The organism is Bradyrhizobium genosp. P (assembly GCF_049949265.1).
In the GTDB taxonomy this organism is placed as follows: domain Bacteria; phylum Pseudomonadota; class Alphaproteobacteria; order Rhizobiales; family Xanthobacteraceae; genus Bradyrhizobium.
Genome location: NZ_CP188195.1, coordinates 7,563,870 through 7,583,197 on the forward strand (window position 1 = coordinate 7,563,870; position 19,328 = coordinate 7,583,197).

16 protein-coding genes and 1 pseudogene are annotated in these 19,328 nt (G+C 60.9%); 6 read left to right on the forward strand and 11 right to left on the reverse strand.

Features of this window, described 5'->3' with window-relative positions; translation table 11 throughout:
• Window positions 1-251 precede the first annotated feature (251 nt).
• From ACP2YO_RS36280 to ACP2YO_RS36290, 3 genes are all read right to left on the reverse strand, one after another.
• Window positions 252-1,589 carry an MFS transporter gene (locus ACP2YO_RS36280; RefSeq protein WP_426435871.1) on the reverse strand — a complete coding sequence of 446 codons (1,338 nt, stop codon included), beginning with the start codon at window positions 1,587-1,589 and terminating at the stop codon, window positions 252-254.
• Window positions 1,590-1,782: 193 nt separating this feature from the next.
• On the reverse strand, window positions 1,783-2,379 hold the full coding sequence (locus ACP2YO_RS36285; protein WP_426435872.1) for an RBBP9/YdeN family alpha/beta hydrolase: 597 nt from the start codon (window positions 2,377-2,379) through the stop codon (window positions 1,783-1,785).
• A 4-nt stretch (window positions 2,380-2,383) separates the two neighbouring features.
• Window positions 2,384-3,439, reverse strand: a complete 1,056-nt coding sequence (locus ACP2YO_RS36290; protein WP_426435873.1) for a 3-keto-5-aminohexanoate cleavage protein — start codon at window positions 3,437-3,439, stop codon at window positions 2,384-2,386.
• A gap of 415 nt (window positions 3,440-3,854) precedes the next feature.
• On the opposite strand from ACP2YO_RS36290, the gene ACP2YO_RS36295 reads away from it, so the two are divergent.
• A complete protein-coding gene (locus ACP2YO_RS36295; RefSeq protein WP_426435874.1) occupies window positions 3,855-4,883 on the forward strand; it encodes an AraC family transcriptional regulator in 1,029 nt (342 codons plus the stop codon).
• A 927-nt stretch (window positions 4,884-5,810) separates the two neighbouring features.
• Here the strand turns inward: ACP2YO_RS36295 and ACP2YO_RS36300 are convergent.
• Window positions 5,811-6,026, reverse strand: a complete 216-nt coding sequence (locus ACP2YO_RS36300) for a dodecin family protein (protein ID WP_426435875.1) — start codon at window positions 6,024-6,026, stop codon at window positions 5,811-5,813.
• Window positions 6,027-6,252: 226 nt separating this feature from the next.
• Window positions 6,253-6,750 (reverse strand): universal stress protein, encoded by a 498-nt coding sequence (locus tag ACP2YO_RS36305; protein ID WP_426435876.1) that lies wholly within the window; start codon window positions 6,748-6,750, stop codon window positions 6,253-6,255.
• 384 nt (window positions 6,751-7,134) lie between these two features.
• On the opposite strand from ACP2YO_RS36305, the gene ACP2YO_RS36310 reads away from it, so the two are divergent.
• Together ACP2YO_RS36310 and ACP2YO_RS36315 are read left to right on the forward strand one after the other, a co-directional pair.
• Complete coding sequence (locus ACP2YO_RS36310; RefSeq protein ID WP_426435877.1) at window positions 7,135-7,323, forward strand: hypothetical protein; 189 nt, start codon at window positions 7,135-7,137, stop codon at window positions 7,321-7,323.
• 74 nt (window positions 7,324-7,397) lie between these two features.
• Complete coding sequence (locus tag ACP2YO_RS36315) at window positions 7,398-7,916, forward strand: HlyD family efflux transporter periplasmic adaptor subunit (protein WP_426435878.1); 519 nt, start codon at window positions 7,398-7,400, stop codon at window positions 7,914-7,916.
• Between the two features lie 414 nt (window positions 7,917-8,330).
• Here ACP2YO_RS36315 and ACP2YO_RS36320 read toward each other — a convergent pair whose 3' ends face one another.
• A complete protein-coding gene (locus ACP2YO_RS36320) occupies window positions 8,331-8,597 on the reverse strand; it encodes a hypothetical protein (RefSeq protein ID WP_426435879.1) in 267 nt (88 codons plus the stop codon).
• Window positions 8,598-8,974: 377 nt separating this feature from the next.
• The gene (locus tag ACP2YO_RS36325; RefSeq protein WP_426435880.1) at window positions 8,975-12,175 is read right to left on the reverse strand and encodes an ATP-binding protein; all 3,201 of its coding nucleotides are present in this window, start codon (window positions 12,173-12,175) and stop codon (window positions 8,975-8,977) included.
• A 770-nt stretch (window positions 12,176-12,945) separates the two neighbouring features.
• On the opposite strand from ACP2YO_RS36325, the gene ACP2YO_RS36330 reads away from it, so the two are divergent.
• The 3 genes from ACP2YO_RS36330 (at window position 12,946) to ACP2YO_RS36340 (ending at window position 17,262) form a co-directional block, all read left to right on the forward strand.
• On the forward strand, window positions 12,946-14,121 hold the full coding sequence (locus ACP2YO_RS36330; protein WP_426435881.1) for an LLM class flavin-dependent oxidoreductase: 1,176 nt from the start codon (window positions 12,946-12,948) through the stop codon (window positions 14,119-14,121).
• A 455-nt stretch (window positions 14,122-14,576) separates the two neighbouring features.
• Window positions 14,577-16,016 (forward strand): IS1182 family transposase, encoded by a 1,440-nt coding sequence (locus tag ACP2YO_RS36335; RefSeq protein ID WP_426435882.1) that lies wholly within the window; start codon window positions 14,577-14,579, stop codon window positions 16,014-16,016.
• A 268-nt stretch (window positions 16,017-16,284) separates the two neighbouring features.
• Complete coding sequence (locus ACP2YO_RS36340; RefSeq protein WP_426435883.1) at window positions 16,285-17,262, forward strand: NADPH:quinone oxidoreductase family protein; 978 nt, start codon at window positions 16,285-16,287, stop codon at window positions 17,260-17,262.
• Window positions 17,263-17,334: 72 nt separating this feature from the next.
• On the opposite strand, the pseudogene ACP2YO_RS36345 reads toward ACP2YO_RS36340, so the two are convergent.
• The 4 genes and pseudogenes from ACP2YO_RS36345 to ACP2YO_RS36360 all read right to left on the reverse strand — a co-directional run.
• Window positions 17,335-17,595 (reverse strand): annotated as a pseudogene (locus ACP2YO_RS36345) (transposase); the annotation flags it as partial.
• A 212-nt stretch (window positions 17,596-17,807) separates the two neighbouring features.
• Window positions 17,808-17,996, reverse strand: coding sequence for a 2Fe-2S iron-sulfur cluster-binding protein (locus tag ACP2YO_RS36350; RefSeq protein WP_426435884.1), 189 nt, complete (start codon window positions 17,994-17,996; stop codon window positions 17,808-17,810).
• A gap of 44 nt (window positions 17,997-18,040) precedes the next feature.
• Complete coding sequence (locus tag ACP2YO_RS36355; protein WP_426435885.1) at window positions 18,041-19,111, reverse strand: vanadium-dependent haloperoxidase; 1,071 nt, start codon at window positions 19,109-19,111, stop codon at window positions 18,041-18,043.
• On the reverse strand, window positions 19,096-19,281 hold the full coding sequence (locus ACP2YO_RS36360) for a hypothetical protein (RefSeq protein WP_426435886.1): 186 nt from the start codon (window positions 19,279-19,281) through the stop codon (window positions 19,096-19,098). Before ACP2YO_RS36360 ends, ACP2YO_RS36355 begins: the two co-directional genes overlap by 16 nt.
• Window positions 19,282-19,328 lie beyond the last annotated feature (47 nt).

The window sequence follows — 19,328 nt, forward strand, 5'->3', positions numbered from 1 at the left end:
TATCAGCGTCTTGATCCCGACGATGTTCTGACCCGCGCTAGATTATAAGCCAAGACCGAGAGCGCCTTCTCGGCGGCTACTTTTGGTAGCGTTTTAGTGAGGAAGTGCGTCGCCTGTCAATCGGCGCTGGACCGGGACCCCCGGTCGGCGTCCAACTTGTTCCAAGCCGAAGCACAATGCCGCAAGGGAAACGCAGCCCACCGACATCCCGCGTGCGCGCGCGTTGCCGGATTTCGGTCATGTCCGTCTCCTCAAGCCAGCGCCAGTTCAGGATTTCCGTCCACCAGGTAGGTGTCGACCCGCTTCAAGTCGGCCTCATAGTGACGCGAGGTGACCATGAAGAAGCCCGCCGCCAGCAGGCCGAAGGCAGGCATCACCGCCAGCGCCGTCTCGAGCGACCATGCATCCGACACCCAGCCCGCGATGAAGGGCCCTCCGGCCAGGCCGAGCAGGTTCTGGAACAACGACAGCACGGAGGCGGCGGTAGACCGGACGCCGGGATGCACCACGTCGATCACCACCGCCGTGACCACGCCGGAGATGCAGGCCATGAAGAAGCCGCCAAACGCGATCAACCCGAACTGCGTCTGCGTGTCCAACGCGACCCCGAGGCGCGGGGCGCCGAAGGCGAAGCTCAGCATCACAGCTGAGACGGCGCACAGCACCCCCACGACTTGCAGCTTGACGCGCGGTCGCGAGCGGGCGGCGCGGTCGGCCACGGCACCCCAGACCACGCTGCCCGCGGCGCCGCACAGCACTACCAGCGCCGCGCGGATAGCGGCCTGGTCGGTCGCGAGGCCATGTACGCGATGCAGGTAGCTCGGCAGCCAGGTCCAGACCGAGGACACCAAGATGACCTGCGCGGGCGCCGCCAGGCACAACCACAGCAAGGTGCGCGAATCGAGCAACTGCCGGACGATGAAGCGGGCCGTACCGAGACTGGGGAGCGCGGCCGGATTCCGGGGCGTGAGCGACACGGTGCGGTAGTCCCGCACTTTCATATACAGTACCGCCAGCACCAACCCCGGGACACCGACCACACCGAACGCGGCGCGCCAGCCCCAGTGCGTCGCCATGATGCCGCCGAGCATCACGCCCAGCACCGAGCCGACGGAAGCGCAGGCTATGAAGGCCGCCATCAGAGTGCCGCGCATGCGCGATGGAAAGTGGCTGGCGATCAACACCGCGCCGACCGAGCCATAGCCGGCCTCGCCCAGCCCGACAACGGCGCGCGCGGTCATCAACTGGCCGTAGCTGCCGGCGAACATGCAGGAGATCGACGCCAGGCTCCAGGCTAACGCCATGACGACGATGCTTTTCACGCGGCTGAAGCGATCGGCGATCAGCGCCACCGGAATGCCGGCCAGCGCCACCGTCAGCGATACGATCGAGGCCAGGGCCCCCAGTTGCTTGTCCGAGAGGCTCCATTCTTCCTTCAAATGGGGAAAGAGCGACACGATCACTTGGCGGTCGATGTAGTCGAACAGCATCAGGCCGCAAGTCATGACAAAGGCGAACCAGGCTGCGCCAGGCCCGATCAGGTAGCCATCCGGGGCGCCCTGCTTCCCCTCGAATCCGTGGACATTCATGACAATCTCGCTTCCTTGGTGAATGTGCTTAGGGGACGAGCACGGTGCGCCGGTGGTCTTGCGCGCTTTTGACTACGACATAGGCGTGGCCCACCCGAGCTTCACCGGGGCCTGAATCACCGACCTCGACCTGCTCGAAACGAAGCACTGACGGACGGTCGAGACAAACGGCGTGGGCCATTACAATACTTCCCTAGGCGCTGAGGCGTTGCTTCAGCCAGCAATGCGAAACGGTTGCATCGAGTTCGTTGATCAGGGCTTCGGCCTGCGGCCATTCGCCGAAGCCGGATGATGGATTGAGGTGGCCGACCTCGCCGAGGTCGACCAGCTTGCTGCCCCATAATCGCGCCAACGTTGCGACGCGACCGTATGAGGCAAGAGGATCGTTGCGACTGGCTGCGACGATGGAGCGAAACGGCAGCAGGTTGCGCGGCACCGGCAGCCAGCCTCCGTCTTCCAGGGATTCCATCGACGGATAGCCTATCGGTAACGGCTGATCGAAATCCGCTGGCGTTGCCAGCAGCGCGCCGCGAACGACCCGCCGAGTCTGCTGCACCCAGTGCAGCACTGAGATCACGCCACCGGAATGCGCGACCAGAATGATCGGTCCATCGATCTCGGCCGCGGCCTTCTCGATCGCTTCGACGCGGGCGAGACAATTGAGGTCGTCGCGCCCCATTGGTGTCACCGCGCGCCCCCGCGGCAGCCGCGAGGCCAGCAGAGTCTGCCAATGCTGCGGCACATCGTCCCGCAAGCCTGGTACGATCAGAACTGTGGCCTCGCGTGTCATCGCCCTACTCCGCAGCCTGCTGGAGAGATTGGACACCTACGCGGTTCGGCGCGAAGCCGGTCTTCGCCAGCGTCTCTTCGATGCTGTCGTAGAAGGTGCCGATCTGCAGGATCTTCTTCGCTTCCTTGCCGTTTGCCACGTCACGGCCGAATTCACGCGAGATCCGCACAAGCTGCTCGATCTGCTTGACGGTGCCCATCTTGCTCTTGCGATCCTGGCTCCAGATGTTGTCCTCGATGCCGCAGCGTACATGCAGGCCCATGGCGATCGCCATCATGTTGACCGGCAGCGTGTTGAGCATGGAGCTCTCCAACGTCAGCGCGACACGTTCGGGCATTGCGCGCAGGAAGTTGGCGAGGTTGTAGATGGTCGGGGCGTCCATGCCACCGCCGATCGCGACCCAGTTCGCCACCAGCGGCCCCTTGTAGACGCCGCGCCGGATCATCCGCTCCACGGTCTCGAAGGAGTTGATGTTGTAGAACTGGAATGCGCTCTGGATACCCTTCGCGCTGAGGCGCTTGATGTGCTCTTCCGCCCAGGTCGGACCGGCCGGAACGATCATCTCGCGGAACGCTTCGTGCAGCGCGGGTTCGCCGAGCGACGTGCCGGCATAGTCGCGCGGATCCATCTGCTCGAAGATGTTCATCTGCGCCGTGTTGACGGTAACTGTCACCTGATCCGGCGTCGGCGTTAGCTCGGCCAGCATGTGGCGGGTGTCGTCCGAGAGCCACTTCGCCCTGTCGCCTTCGCTTTCCGGAGCGAACGAGATCGAGCCGCCGACCTGGAGCACCATGTCGGGCACCGCGACGCGCAGCCGCGCCAGTAGTTCGTTGAACTTCGAGAGCCGCTTCGAGCCCTTGCCGTCAATCTCGCGGACATGGGTGTGCAGCACTGTGGCGCCGGCATTGTAACAATCGACCGCCTTCTGCACCTGGTCGTCCATCGAGACCGCAATGTCCTCGGGGAAATCCGAAGGCAGCCATTCCGGGCCGTAGGGAGCCGCAGTGATTACCAGCTTGTCCTGGTTCAGGGGATGAAGTGCGCCGTCGAGGAAGTTCATGATCGTTTCCTTTCGCTAGGTGGTATGGGTTGAAGTGCAGTTTAGAACGGGGCGTCGCCCTTGATGCCAGCGCGCTCGATCTTGCCATGACGGGGCGGGGTACAGTGCTGGGTCGCGCGGCTGTCCCAGAACGCGTTCGGCAATGTACGGCAACAGCAGTGCACGGATGTCCTGCATCAACGCCGGATCGCGCGAGGCCACGTCAAGATTGATTGAGCGGCGATGGCCATGGGCTGATCCTCCATTGTTGAGTTTGCTGCATCGCGGCCGTGCAACCGGCTCTGCTTGCGACGATCCGAAACTAGGCGAGAAGGCTCGGCCATGTTTGACCGATTGGGACGGGCGATTTAACATTCGGGGACATCGGGCGAGTTGCGAGCGTTCGCGCTTGCCCGCGGAGAGCCGGGGACGGCAGATGCCAAATCTGATCCGCAGCGCGGTGTTGAGCAATTACATCGAAGTGGCCCGTGCGGCCGGCCTCGACCCGTACCGCATGACCGCCGAATTCCATCTGCCGCCGGCAAGTCTCACGGACCCGGAGGTGAAGGTCTCGGCAGCCGCAGTCGGCCGCCTGCTCGAGGAGTCAGCGGCGCGGTCGGGCAAGCTCGACTTCGGTTTGCGGCTTGCAGATCAGCGGACTGTCGCCAACCTCGGCGCCCTGGCGCTGCTGGTGCGGGAACAGCCGACCATCCGTAAGGCGCTCGATGTGCTGGTCGGCTACATGTTCCTGCACAGCGAGTCGCTGTCGCTGAACATGCGCGAGCAGAATGGTGACGTGATCCTGAGCCTTACGATCGAGGTTGAGCGTCCAGTGCCGATCCGGCAGGGCATCGAGCTTGGGATCGGTTTCCTGCATCGCAGTTTTCAGCAATTGTTTCGCGAACGCTGGAAGCCGGAATCGATCTGCTTCGCTCATTCAGCGCCCGCGAAAAAGGACGCCTACCGCAAGTTCTTTGGCACCGACGTGCGGTTCAACCAGGATTTCAACGGCATCATCTGCGCCGCACGAGACATCGATGCCGCCGTGCCGGCGGTTGACACCAGGATGGCGCGCTACGTGCAGCAATATCTCGATACGCTGGCAGCGCGCCGGAACTCAAGCATGAGCGCGAGCGTGCGCGAATGCATCTATACGATGCTGCCGTCTGGGCTGTGCTCGGCTGATTCGGTCGCGGCACGGCTCGGCGTCGATCGCCGCACCGTCCACCGCCATCTTGCCCATGAAGATAAGACCTTCTCGTCGATCATGGACGCGGTCCGCGCCGAACTCGTCACACGTTACATCGAAAATCGTGATCGGCCATTGGCATCGGTGGCGGAACTGCTGGGTTTTTCGGCACTCAGCGCTTTTTCGCGCTGGTTTAGGAACCAGTTCGGCTGCAGCGTATCGGAATGGCGTGCCGATCGACCGGCGCGGGCCGACGCGCATGGCGGTCCAGTGTAAATCGGCGATTGTCCCGAAAAGTAAAGCTGCTTGTCCCATCCGGTCAAACGTCGGGTGCGGATCAATTCTATCGTCGGCTCCAATGATCGGTGCAAATGAGCGCCAGAGGAGAAGACGACCGATGTGGCCCCACCTGGCATCCGATTGTTTCATTGACCCCGTTTTCCGCACGCGACGGAGGTCGTGATGATCGTCTGCTGCTGCAATGTCTTCAGCGACGCTCAGGTTCGGTCCGTTATCGCGAATAGCCCGCAACGTCCTCGCATGAGCCGCGTCTATGCGTCGCTGCACTGCGCCGCACAGTGCGGCCGATGTGCCAAAACCATAAGTGGCATCATTCTAGAATGTCGGCATCACGCAGCATCGGAAGCTCCCCAAAACATCGCCCGGTAGCATTGCAAATCCAGCTGCCCGCAAGCTCAATGCGCAAGAACCTTTCCATTTTTTCGCCGCAGCGTGAGATTCCGCGAGTGCTGACCAGGCGGTCACCGTGCGCGATCGTGTTCGTTTCGGAATTTCGAGGCGAACCAAATATGAAGCCGCAATAACGGAAGGATGGATCAGCTCACCAGCAAAGAGCGGGCGTTACGAATTCTTTTTCATTCCTGTTACTGCTGGACTAGCATCGAAGGGTCGGAGATCGGGGCAGGTTATCGGTCGTCGGCCAAGCACAACTGATAAGCTTTTGCGTATTTCTTTATCAGTAGCGAACTGGCTTTGGTTGCAACCAAGCCGTTTTGGCCCAACAGCCGGTCGCCTTAAGCGAAGCAAGCGCGCGCCTCGTACTCGGCTAGGCGGCGGGATGGCGATCCTGTGGCGAGAGGCATTGGAGCGGCAGCGGCCGGACCAAGAAGGATCCCTCCTCCGATTTCCGGGGGTGCGCGCAAAGCCGACCTCGCCCCGTTAGCGGGGCGAGGTCGATCAAGTTCAGGTGCCTTCGAACTTGAATGACACGTTAAGCTTGGCGCGATAGGCCTCGACCTTGCCCTTGGCGTCCAGTTGGATATCGAGTTTGACGACTTCTGCGACACGAAGATCCCGGAGAGATTTTGCGGCTTGTTCGACCGCGTTAGCGGCGGCTTTTTCCCAGGATTCGCTGCTGGTACCGATCAGTTCAATGATCTTATAGACGCTCTCAGGCATGTCGTCCTCCCGTTCGGTATGAAACAGGGAGCAGATACTCCCTGCCGCCCTCAAACCTAGCACTGCGATATCGGCGCTGGAAGCACGCCGCGGGTTGGCGGATACTCGAGCCCAACATGCGCTCCAAGGGCGAATGAACCGGCAAAGTGGTACAGCTTAATGATCGCGAACATCGGCACGCCCTCGTAGTGATTAAAATGCACATTCACGCGGTCCGGGACAATCGTCAGTCGGAATTTGCTTGACCTGAACCAGGCTTTTCAAGCTGTGGCTTCAGTTGCTCAATTTCCTCATCGCTTATCTCCGTCTGGGCTACCAAGACGCTGCATCGAAGACGCTTCACTAGATAGCTACCGACAGACCCGAACCACCATCGTGCCAACGGGCCTTGCGGACGATGGCCGACGACCACAAGGTTTGCTTCAATCAGTTCGGCTACTTCTGCGATTTTCTGCCCGGGGTCTCCCATCTCCAATCTTGAGGTGGGAGAAAAACCCAATGCTTTAAGGCGCTCCACCCCTTCGGCCAGAACGGCTTTGTAATTTGCATTTTGCTCCCCCATCGAAAGGCTAAGGCCAGCCTCTGGGGTCATGATGGAGGGTAGCTCAACAACGGCCAGCAGGAAAACCTCGGCGCGGCAGAGCTGCGCGAGCTTCGCCCCCTCCCGCAACGCACGCCTCCCTTCGATTGAGCCATCATAGGCAAGAAGGACCTTTTTATACATGAGGCGTCCCCCGACGATCGTCGCGACCATTAGCTGGTGAAGCCTAGCATTGTTCAGCTGGAACAGATCAATTTAACGGATTAAACCTACTTGTGCCAGGCTCGGTCCTCGTTACCGTGACACTCTCCGGCGCATGCCGAGGCAACGCACGACTAGCGCAACCCGCGATAACCGCCTAGATTCAGGATTGCGCACGGCACAAAGCGTAGGTGGCGATCGAGAACTCGAACCGTGGACTGGCGCTGGAGCGCCATCGGGACGCTTCGGACGCGAGCCTTTTCGTATTCAAACAGTCAGCGTAAGATTATTTCCAGATCGTTAGTTGAGAATTTGGCGAGCCGTTGCTAACAACGATTGCTCTCCAAACACCGAGGAGTTGAGACGTTGAAAGCTGCCAATACCAAGAAGAAAACTGCCCGTCGTGAGTGGACTGCGGCGGATTTGAGAGACCTCAAGAAGCATTCGAAGGCACGCACACCCATAGAGAAAGTCTCGAAGACGATGAAGCGCACTATCGGCGCGCTGCGCGTAAAGGCTTCGCAACTCGGGTTGGGCTTAGGTCATCAGCGCTGAGACCCGTGAAAAGGTGCGCGCCCCCATCAGCCGCGAATAGCTGGTCATTTAGGCTGCCAATACTGACCGCTATTGTGCTGAAAACTTTACTTCCGGCCGCCCGACGCTGCTTCGTCGTCAGCCGTGACTTCAAGGCTGTATCGATTGAAACCTATTGGTTTGGCTTGCCACCTCACGGCCTTTCCGGAAAGTGTCGCAAGTGTACCGAAAGCAAAATTCGCGCACCAATCGACAGGAAGATCGGTCGTACAACTGTAACGGCGGGCAACTACGTCAGCCCGAGTTCAGGCATACTTGCGACGATTGTCAGTCAAGACCCCATGCATGTCGCATTCGCCGTCTCCTCGCAAAAAGCGATATCACTGAGTCGTCGCGCTGCTGAGACGCCGGTAGTAATCAAAATCCGGTTGGGGGACGGACACATCTACGACCAGATCGGCACTTTGAACTTTTTCGACAATGTGGTGGCCGGCAATACCGACACCATTACTCTGCGCGGAGACATCCGCAATCTGCCGATTGTCAGCAAGGAAAACGGCGGTACAACGCGAGAGCTCGTCGATGGCCGTTGCTATGTTACAGACAGTCCGTAACAGGTCAAGCTGGCATGTTGCGCTTGGGAACCTTGCCGCTTCAGCCCCGTTTTTTCAGGGGCTGCCGAGGGAGAGGTCTAATGGACAATCTCACCAAGCATGAGATTTGGGTCATCGGCGTAACCGCGTTGGCCGGGCCAGTCATCGCGGGCATAGGCATAGCGCTCCTCTCCGGCCTGATCGCGATCTAGGCCGAGTTTGGTCATGCATTTTGATGGCTCGCGCTGAATGTAGCGTTCCCAGTTGCCATGTTGCTGTCACGGCGTCGGCGCGCGACCGCAAACAGGGTGGTGCCTGCGTGGCCGCCTCGGTTGGCGCATCAATTCGTTGCCGCAGGCCGTCGTCGACACTGAGGCGTACCAAAATTTATTCCCTGAAGAGGTGTGCGCCGTTTCGCGCCTCCGTCTAGGACGCTTAGGCGACCACCGCTTCGTAATCTGAGCTGAGCCGCGCCGTCAGATTTCGTACGGTTGTTTCGAGGTTATCGTGACGCACACGCAGGTGATGGGCCAATAGCGGGTACTTTGCACCGGTGCGGTCACGAAAGCGGTGCTGTGCCTCTTCTGTCTCGATGTCGGCCTTGATGATTGCAATCGTTCTGTCGAGGTCTGCTATTAGCTTGCGAAGGAAGGCTGCTTCGCGCGAGTTGCGGATGGTCTCGATTTGGGGCAGCTGGCTCATGATGTGTCCTACAGGTGCACAGGTTGATCTAGCCGGCGTCGGTTAGCGCCTAGTTGAGCAACCTACGTGCCAGCGGGGCCGCGGCCTGGACGGGTCCGGTCTATCCGACCTGCAGCTATTCTTGTGGCTCTCGTAAACGGCGGTTAAGATCCGGGAGTGGGCATAGCTTCGCCTGTTAGACTAAGCATGTCGTAAACGGTCGGACGAGTCCTCTCGAGACATAGACGGGATCAGCGCAACTTTTGGGGGAGGGAGGCCGGGTCATGCGGTCGGCCTTTACTGCGCGCTTTGACGCGGAAGAAGCGGACACTGCGCGAAGTCCGAGAAGGGCCAACAACCGACACCCCCGGCTTGATTCGGAGACCATCCGGCGACCGCTATGTCGTCAACTCGGACAATGAAGCTTCGGCGCGGCGCTCGAAGATGACAGCCCCCTGGCGCCTCGCGATATCGGCCGCAGTCGTAAAAGCCGATCGCGCCTCGGCCTTGTTGCGACGATCGAGCGCCAAAAGGCAGGCACCACGTAAGCGATAAATCTCGGGCAGATAGATGCCGACGCCTGCTTCGTCGATGCCGGCGATCGCGCGATCGAGATGGCCGAGCGCGTCCGCAGGCCTGCCGGCGGCCAGCAGCACTTCCGCTGCGACGCCGAGATAATATTGCGGCAGCGGACCGACAGCGGTGGCGTTAGCGATTTCGGTATCGATCAGCCGCACGGCGTCCGCGCTGGCCGCGCCAGTCGCCGTCGCCCATCCGACCAAGATGAGGCTGCTGGCGCGCCACGGCGGCAGGTCGAACTTGTCGGCCAGCGTGGCCGCTCGATGTGCCGCCGTGCACGTAGCTTCGCGGTCTCCTCCAAGCTGATGACCAATACCGGTGTTATGCAGACCGTGCGCGAGGCTGTTTGGATGCTCGAGCATTTCGGCTAGAGCAATGGCCTGTGCAAAATGCTGTCTTGCATGCAGCTCTTGTCCCGATAGCTGCCAAGAATTGCCGCATTGCGCATGCGCGCAGACGCCAGGATCGTGGCCACCAAACGCATGCGCAAGGTGACGGTGCTGCTTCATATCATACAGCGCAATAGCGTGTTGGCAGCCCTCCAATGCGCCGCGGACATCGCCACGAAAATGCGCCGTTGAAAGCTGACAATGATAAGCCTCGAGCAGCAGCTCGCGATCGCCGGACTGTTGCGCGAGCGACACCAATTCGCTGGCGCGGTCGCGCGCCAATGCTGTCTTGCGGCTCAGATTGGCATTGATCCAAAGGCCCCATTTGGCTTGGAAGGACGCGGGACCATCGCCGAGTTGCTCGCCGATCTCTGCAGCTTCGGTATAGGCCGTTTCGGCCTGACTACTCTGAAGCCCGTGCGCGACCACCGAGGCCGAACCAAGCTTTAGCCAGAAGTCCAGTTGTCGCCGGAGGACATTCTGTGGCGGCAGAGCCTTGGCCAGCTCGAGACCCGCACGGAAATGCGAAATCGCTTCCGCATAGGCCGAGCGGCTGACGGCCTGGTCGCCGGCCCGCATGCGGTAGTCGCAAGCGAGAGAATAGATTTTCGCTTCGCCGAAGTGGTAGGCCAGCAATTCCGGTTCGCGCGCGGCCACATCGCCAAAACGCTGCTCTAGCGCCTGGGCAACGCGCCCATGCCATTCGCGACGGCGCGTCAGCAACAGGCTTTCGTAGGCGGCGTCACGCACCAGCGCGTGCTTGAAGACAAAGCTCCGCTCGAGGCCGCGCTCCTCGGGAAACACAATTCCGGCGGCTACTAGCTTTGCCACCATGCCTTCAAGTTCACTAGCGTCCTTATTGGAAGTCGCCCCCAGCAAGGCGAAGGTGAATTGACGGCCGATCACCGAGGCGATCTGGGCAACTTCGCGGGCGCCGCCAAGACGATCGAGGCGGGCCATCAGCGAGTCCTTCAGCGTCGCCGGCACTGCGGAAGCCTCACCCGCCGATTCCATCACGCTTCGAGTTAGTTCCTCGACGAACAGGGGCACGCCGTCGGTCTTGGCGACAATCGCGGCGACTGTGTCCGCCGACAGACCATGCGCCGCGGCCACGCCGGTGACCACTTGCGTGCACTCGGAGCGGCCCAGGCGTCCGAGCGTCAACTGGGTTGCGTGCGGTCTTGCCAGCCATGGCGGCACGAAATCCGACCGCGCCGACACCACAGCAAGCAGCCGTGCTCGGCCGATGCTGTCGGTCAACCGCGTCATCATCTCGAGCGTGGTCGCGTCGATCCAGTGCGCGTCTTCCAATACGACCAATACCACGTCATCGCCCGCCCGCATCAGGATCTCGATGACCAGCGCGAGCGTGGCTGCCTTGCGTTGCGCTGGGGATGACGGCGTCGGGGGCGCCTCGGCCAGCGGAATCGACAACAGCTCGGCCAAGAGCGGCAGCGCAAAGGGATTTGCGATGGGTCGTCCAGTTAGGAACGCGCGAAGCTTATCGGCGCGCGAGTCCGGTGGATCGGCCGGCACAAAACCTGCAGCTCGGTTGAGATAGTGGATCACGGGATAAAGCGCGCTATCGCTATGATAAGGCGAGCACTGCAGATTGATGCGAGCATGCGCTTCGCCTGCGAGTTCTTCCTGCAGCGCTTCGATCGTGCGCGATTTACCGATGCCGGCCTCACCGATCACGGTCACGATCTGGCCCTCGCCTTGCCGCGCGAGATGCCAGCGTTCGCGCATCAATCCCATTTCATGCGCGCGGCCGATCAGTGGCAGGCGCCCGGTGCGGATCGCGGCAAAGCGGGATTCGACCGAGGCTTCGCCACACACTCGCCAGGCCGGCACCGCGCCGGCAAAGCCCTTGAGCTCGTGCTCGCCGCTGTGGGTGAGTTCGAAGAGGCCGCCCAACAATTTTTGGGTCGACTCGCTGATGAGGATGCAGTTTGTCTCCGCGAGCGCCTGCAGCCTTGCGGCGAGGTTAGGCGTTTCGCCGACGATCATCCGCTCCTGCGCCACCCCGGTACCGATGATTTCGCCGACCACGACGAGGCCCGTAGCGATGCCGATCCGCGCCTGCACGTGCGTGCCATCAGGCCCTTCGATGGCGCCGATCTCCGACAGAATTCCAATGGCGGCGCGGACGGCGCGTTCCGCCGCATCTTCGAAGGCATGGGGAAAGCCGAAATAAGCCAGCACGCCGTCGCCCATGAACTTGGCGACGAACCCACCGTAACGTCCGATCGCACCTGCCACCGCATCCTGGTATCGTCGGATCAGGCCGCCCAACAGCTCTGGATCAAGCTTCGCCGACAGTGCGGTGGAACCGACCATATCGGCGAACATCACGGTCACTTGGCGTCGTTCAGCATCGCCGGAGCCGAGCCGCTCCGCCGTGGACAAAAATTTGTCGGGCGCAGAAAACCTGTCGGGGGGGCCCGCCAGGGTCTTGCGCTCCCCGATCGCCCTCAAAAGCCGGCGGCGATTGCCCAGCGACAGACCTAGTTGCGCGAGATCATGGTCGTCAAGGTCGGGCAGGATATCGAGGTCAATGTCATTCGCCTCGAACGCATCGGCATATTGCTCCAGACTATTTCCACGCAACCAGTCGCGCAGATCGCTCATGCCCTCAGTTCCCCATCCGCTCCAAAAGCAGATTGGCACATCTACAGGGTCTTGGGCTACAGACTTTGGGTCCGCGATTTCGAGCGGCAGAAGGAAATTCGACCGATTCCGCCTTGGGTCAAAACGCGAAGAATTCAACGTGAGTAAAGCTAGTCCGCTATGCCGCACTGAGCAGGCCTCGACGAGGCGTGCCGCCACCTCGCTGAGGGCCAGGAGCCGAAATATGGCGCCGCAGCAAATTCGGCGCAGATTTTGCGATTGGGCTGACCTCGACCAGCTTATCGGCGAGCCGTAACCCACAACGCCGCACCAGCCGAATATGTTGGCCGGGCGGCGTTGGTTTACGCACTGAGGCGCTGAAATTCCTCAGCGCCTTTTGTCGGCAGGCGGATGTGGGTTCGTGATCTCTGACTCTGTTGGCTTCGAGAGGGTCGCGGGGCGAATTGTAGAAGTGCAATCCGCCACGGCTGCCCCCTCGGCGTGCTGACCCTTTGGCGCGCCCATCGAAAAGCCCGGCGAGCGGGCCGGCTGTTCCCAAGTAGATCAAGGTGAAGAACCGAAGTCATCCGGCGAGGGAAAGAGTCAAGGAAGCACTCGCGTGACCACAACTACGGCGCCGTAGACGGATTGGTGACTGTGCACCGCGCCAATAGACTATAACACCGCGCTCGCGTAAGGTGTGTGTGTGGCTGCTGGGCTGGTCACTTTGAAGAGACGGTCGCGTTTCCTTTTGGGAGACGCCGCCGCCAATATTCGATGGAGGACATGCCATGACATCCCGCCTGCGTTTCGGCGTTTTTCTCGCGCCCTTCCATAAGCCCGGCATTAATCCGACGTTAGCCCTACAGAACGATCTGGATCTGGTCGCTTGGCTCGACCGCCTCGGTTACGATGAAGCGTGGTTTGGTGAGCACCATTCCGCCGGTACGGAGATCAGCGCGTCGCCCGAAATCATGATCGCGGTTGCGGCCGAGCGCACGCGTCACATTAAGCTTGGCACGGGCGTCGTCAGCCTTTCCTACCACAATCCGCTGTGGGTCGCGGAACGCATCGTGCTGCTCGATCACCTGACCCGCGGGCGCGCGATGTTCGGTGCCGGGCCAGGCTCGCTGCCGACGGACGGCATCATGATTGGGGTGTCTCAGTCCGAGACGCGTGAGCTCCTCGAGCAAAGCCTTGACGTCATCATGAGGCTGCTGGCAGGAGATGAGCCGGTGACATTCAAGAACCATCGTTGGGATCTCCGAGACGCACGGCTGCATCTTCGGCCTTATTCCAATCCGCTTTTCGACGTGGCGGTGGCGGCCGTGGCGTCGCCCACGGGGGCCAAGCTCGCAGGACGGCATGGCATCGGGCTCCTCTCGGTCGGCGCGACGACAGCGGCCGGCTTCGATGCCCTGGCACTGCATTGGGATGTGCTGGGCGAGGAAGCGCGGGTGCACGGCAAGACGGTCGACCGCTCGAATTGGCGCCTCGTCGGCCCGATGCACTGTGCGGAAACCAAGGAGCAAGCGATCGCCGACGTACAGTACGGCATCGAGCATTGGTTCCGTTACTTTCAGGCAGTTGCGGCCTTCCCGCAAATGGCCGTGCTCGGCGACAGCGCCGCTGAAATGATCGACTTCATCAACAAATCCGGGCTCGGCGTGATCGGAACGCCGGAAGAGTGCGCCGCGCAGATCGACCGGCTCGTCAAGCAATCAAACGGCGGCTTCGGTTGCTATCTGCTGCTCGGCCACAATTGGGCGAATCCGCAGACGACGGCCAAGAGCTTCGAGCTGATCGCCCGCCACGTCATGCCCCACTTCCAGGGACAGGCCCAGTCGACGCTTGATTCCGCCGAGCGGGCCCGCGCCGCGCGGCCTGAACTCGCTGGTCTGCATGCCAAGGCTGTGGAGGCTGCTGGCGAACGTTACGCCAAGGAGCGTGGTGCGCGGACGCATTAAGGTCGTCGTCGACGGGATTTCGCCGAGGTTGATGCCGACGCGGAACTCGATGCGATTGTCCGCCGGCACGTCCGTATTGCGATCCTGCATCGCGCGTTGGACCTCGACCGCGCATTGGACGGCTTCGACCACGCTCGGGAATTCCAAGCGGTCCGCCACCTTGCGCGCCTCAGTGGCCCGCTCGGCTGATGCCTGGACCGTGCCGCCGTAGATGGTCTCTCGTGATTTGGCACCCATGCCTGCATGATGAAAGCGCGTCGTTGGCGGCGGCGCAAATTGTCAATACGTTGGGCATTGGTCCGTAGCGAGCTACTGGTCGTCGTGGGTGTGGATGAGTCCGCTGTTAGGGGTAGATCGGACTTAGGGCTGCGCGCGTTGGTTCGCCCGCTTTTGACCCTGGCTGTGTGAAAACGCTGTGCCGCTATGATTCCCGCATTGAGTCGGCGGGGCTGGGCATGACGCGCTTCGTGCAACGGGCTGATCGGGGGCAATCGGCTCTGTTGCCGGAATGCCTGGATGACTGGGTTGCAGATGACAATCCGGTTCGCGTGATCGACGCCTTCGTTGCGGCGCTCGATCTGGCTGACCTTGGGTTCGGTGGCGTTGAGCCTGCCGGGACAGGTAGGCCGTCGTATCATCCGGCCGCGCTCTTAAGGCTCTACATTTACGGATATCTCAACCGTGTGCATTCGAGCCGCCGGCTCGAGCGTGAAGCTGGCCGCAACGTCGAAGTGATGTGGCTGCTCGCCCGGCTTGCGCCCGATCACAAAACGATTGCCGATTTCCGCAAGGACAATGGTCCCGGCATCAAAAAAGTCTGCGCGCGCTTCGTCGAGATGTGCCGCAAGATGGGATTGCTCGCGACGGCCAGCGTCGCCATCGACGGCAGTAAATTCAAAGCCGTCAATAATCGCGATAAGAACTTCACGCGCGGCAAAGTCGAGCGGCGGCGCACGCAATTGGAGGAGAGTGTTGCGCGCTATCTCGCTCAGCTCGATACCGCCGACCGGCAGGAGCCGTCGGAAACGCTGGAATTAAAAAAGACGCGGATCAAAGAACGGCTGGAAAATCTGACTGTTGAAATGGCGAAACTCGCAGCCATTGAACAACAGGTCCTGGCGTCGCCCGATCAGCAGGTATCGTTCACCGATCCCGACAGCCGTTCGATGGCCACGAGCGGTCGTGGCTCCGGCGTCGTCGGCTACAACGTGCAGACGGCGGTTGATACAGAAAACCATCTGATCGTCGCGCACGAGGTGACAACAAGCGGCTCAGACCGGTCGCAACTTGCGAATATGGCCCGGCAAGCCAAGGCCGTTCTTGAGGCCGACACGCTCGGTGTTGTCGCCGATCGCGGCTACTTCAAGGGCGAAGAAATCCTGGCGTGCGAGCAATCTGGCATCACGGTGACGTTGCCAAAGCCGATGACGTCGGGTGCGAAGGCTTCGGGGCGCTTCGGCAAGCAGGACTTTGCTTATCTGCCGGACGAGGATGTTTATCGCTGCCCGGCCGGCGAGAAACTCAAATATTACTATACCAACGAGGAAGACGGCCAGAAGCTGCGCAACTATTGGACGAGCGCCTGCAAAACCTGTCCACTCAAATCGAAGTGCACGCCGAGCCCGCAACGCCGTATCAAGCGATGGGTGCACGAGGACGTTCTCGAACGCGCGCAGGCGCGGCTCGACAAGAATCCAAACGCCATGCGCACACGCCGCGAGACCGTCGAGCATCCGTTCGGCACACTGAAGATGCGCATGGGCGCAACGCACTTCTTGTGCGTGACGCTGCCGAAAGTTGCGACCGAGATGGCGCTGTGCGTGCTCGGCTACAATCTGACACGCGTGCTGAACATCGTCGGGGTGAAACCGCTGCTGGCGGCGGTGAGGGCCTGATACGGGCGTTGCCGCGCGCCGGTGCGGTTCATAGGGCACGTGAAAGAGCCCCGACGTTGCGTCAGGATGAATTCCAGTCGAGTGGCCGTAAAATGTGCCCAAATTGATCGGACTGCGATAGCCTGAGTTCAACCGCGCCGGTCAGCGTCATGCAACAGCGTTTTTACACTACCAAGACCCTAATCGGACATGTTCTCTGAACGGATAACGCCTTCCAGCGACATACACATAGGACGAGGTGACTGGGTTCCTTTTTCGGGAGGCATGAATGCGCGCGGTCCTGTGCACAGCATTCGATGGGATCAAGTCCCTGAACATGGGCGAGATCGCGGAGCCGCGCCCAGCGCCTGACGAGGTGCTGATCGACGTGCACGCCGCCTCGGTAAGCTACATGGATTATTTAATGGTCTCCGGCGGCTACCAGATGAAGCCACCGCTCCCCTACGTGCCAGGAACGGATGCTGCGGGAGTCGTCGTGGCTGTCGGCGGTCAGGTCGATCGATTTCGCCCGGGCGATCGCGTGACGTGCGGCGGATGGCATGGCGGCTTCGCGGAGCAAATGACCGCGAAGGCCTCCAGAACTAGTCGACTACCCGACAACGTCGATTTCAATGCGGGGTCGACCGTGTTGCATATCTATCTGACGGCTTACTACACGCTGGTGGACCGGGTCCGGGTTGAACCGGGCGAAACTGTCTTGGTGACGGGCGCGGCGGGCGGCGTGGGGCTGGCCTGTGTCGAGGTGGCCCGCCTGCTCGGTGCCCGCGTTATCGGTGCTGTCGGTAGCCCCGCCAAAGCTGCGATCGTCCGCGACTATGGGGCCGAGGCGGTCATCGATTATTCCAGCGAGGACGTGCGCGACCGAGTCAAGGCGTTGACCGCCGGCGAAGGCGTTGACGTCTGCGTCGACAACGTGGGTGGCGCCTTGTTCGGGACGTTGGCGCGACTGATGAGGTGGAACGGGCGGCTGGCGCCGATCGGCTTTGCCGGCGGAGAGGTGCCGTCGCTGCCTATGAATCTCCCGCTTCTGAAGAACTATTCCATCGTCGGCGTTTTTACCGGCGCCTGGGCGGACCGCAGTCCGGATGAAAGCACACGCGCTGCCGACAAGATATTGCAATGGGTTGGTGACGGGAAGCTGCGCCCCCGTATCGATCGCGTGCTGCCGTTGGAGCGAGCGGCCGAGGCGATGGTTGCGATCCAGAATCGATCGGTCTCGGGCCGAATTATTCTTCAGTTGGGGTGATCTATGATGATATCATCGAGTCCGATCAAGCCGATCGAGGAAGTACGCGACATCTCTGCCATCACTTATGGAAGCTTCACGCTCGAGCCGGCGGCTCGAATGCACGCGGTTGAGATACCCGTAAATATAGAGCCTTAAGAGCGCGGCCGGATGATACGACGGCCTACCTGTCCCGGCAGGCTCAACGCCACCGAACCCAAGTTCAGCCAGATCGAGGGCCGCAACGAAGGCGTCAATCACGCGAACCGGATTGTCATCTGCAACCCAGTCATCCAGGCATTCCGGCAACAAAGCCGATTGCCCGCGATCAGCCCCTTGAACGAAGCGCCTCATGCCCAGTCCCCGCCGAATCAGTGCGGGAATCATAGCAGTGCAGCGTTTTCACACAGCCAGGGTCATTTGCGCCGTTTCGGCGGCCGCCCGGTCGCTTCCGGTCTACCTCCAAAACCAGACCACCGCGAGCCGATCTGGACGTCGCAGACGGGCCCACGAACGGACATGGACTGAGATTTATAGCGGACACAAACGGCCGTCGAGCCAACCGCTTAAATATCTGTGCTTCCCTTCGCGCGCGATACGCAGACCATCATGGTTGAATTGGCCTGCCTCTCGGACGGCGAAAGAATGCTGTCCCTGTGATCCACCTCTCCCTTCAACACGCCCAATTCGCACGAGCCGCAAATTCCCTGTTCGCAGGATTTCGGTACACTAATGCCAGGCCGCGAACACAGCACCTCGAAGCGCAGTGAGGCATCGCTCCGAGATGCGCGAGGCGTCTTCAGCGCTTGGGATCGGCCAGTGCTTCCGAGCCTCGGAGCTGTGTCGAAACCGTCAACTCGCCGATCTTCCGACCCATGTCCTTACCTACCTCTGTCGAGAAGCGGTAATGAAACCCGGCATAGATACGCGCATTGGCAACTTCGTCGCTGTAGTCTTGGAGCCGGGTCCACTTGCGCGTTACGCCAGGCGCGGTGGGACTGGTCAGCGAAAATTCACCGAACTCTTCGCCAACGATATTCCGAAGAACGGCGGAGATCGCGGCGGAAGTGATGCAGTGTGCGCACGGATACTCTGGATGCATGGGAGTATCACCTAACGGCAGCCATGACTCTTCGCGCGGGGTCGCCGGATTCTGAGTGATATCCGCGTTCCGTATTGCCGTAATCGGTCGCCAGAGGTTGTACTGATATTTCGCATCGAACACCGCGACAAGAGCATCATTGCCGGCGATCGAGGTAAGGGCGAACAGGCGAGCGCAATCCACAACGTCCATATTTTTGGCCATTGCAGCTTGCCGGACGATTGGATTGTAGGTGCGAGGCCCCACCAGGAACCAAAACCGCCCGATCGTCGTCTGCTCTGCCGTCCGAACGGTGCTGTTGCGAGCGCCAATCTCACGGATTTCGTTGAGGTCTCTGGTCCACGTCTCGGAATCGAGCGCAGGGGGCGGCCCCGGACGGAATTGCGCGCCGGAGGTCATGACCCAAGGGGTTGTCGCTCCAATTGTGGAAAAGAGCGGCACGATGGTCGGCACATAGGCGCCCGGCTTCGCATATGGGCGGTAATTTTCCCTTGCGTCACTGCCGTCGCTGGCACGAAACGCGATCACGCCCTCTGCGGCTTTTTTCCCGAGTTCAATTCCGTTCAACTTTCCTTCTGTTTCCGGAATGCTGGAAAGCGAAGCTGCAAGCGCGGTGTCAAGGACGGATTTCTGATCTGGATAGATCGTAAAAAGAACGTCGTAGGCAGCCGTAGCCGCTGCCGCTTCCTTGGAAGTGGAGCGGTCCGCGGACAGCATCAGCTTGTACGGCGTGTATCTCCGTTCTATCGCGTTCACCGCTTCGAACATGGCAATGTCGACATTGCGCGGCTCTGCTGTGCAGGCAAAACCTGCATTTGCGCCGCAATTGCATCGGCTTTAGCATTCCAGTCCATAATAACATCAGCATGCGCCGTTCCAGCGATAGCTGCGCCTGCAATCGCAAACAATACTTGGGTCATTGCGGGAAACGTCTTCATCTTCGTACTCCTCGCTGCGAATTCGAAGCAGGGCGGACCATGCACGC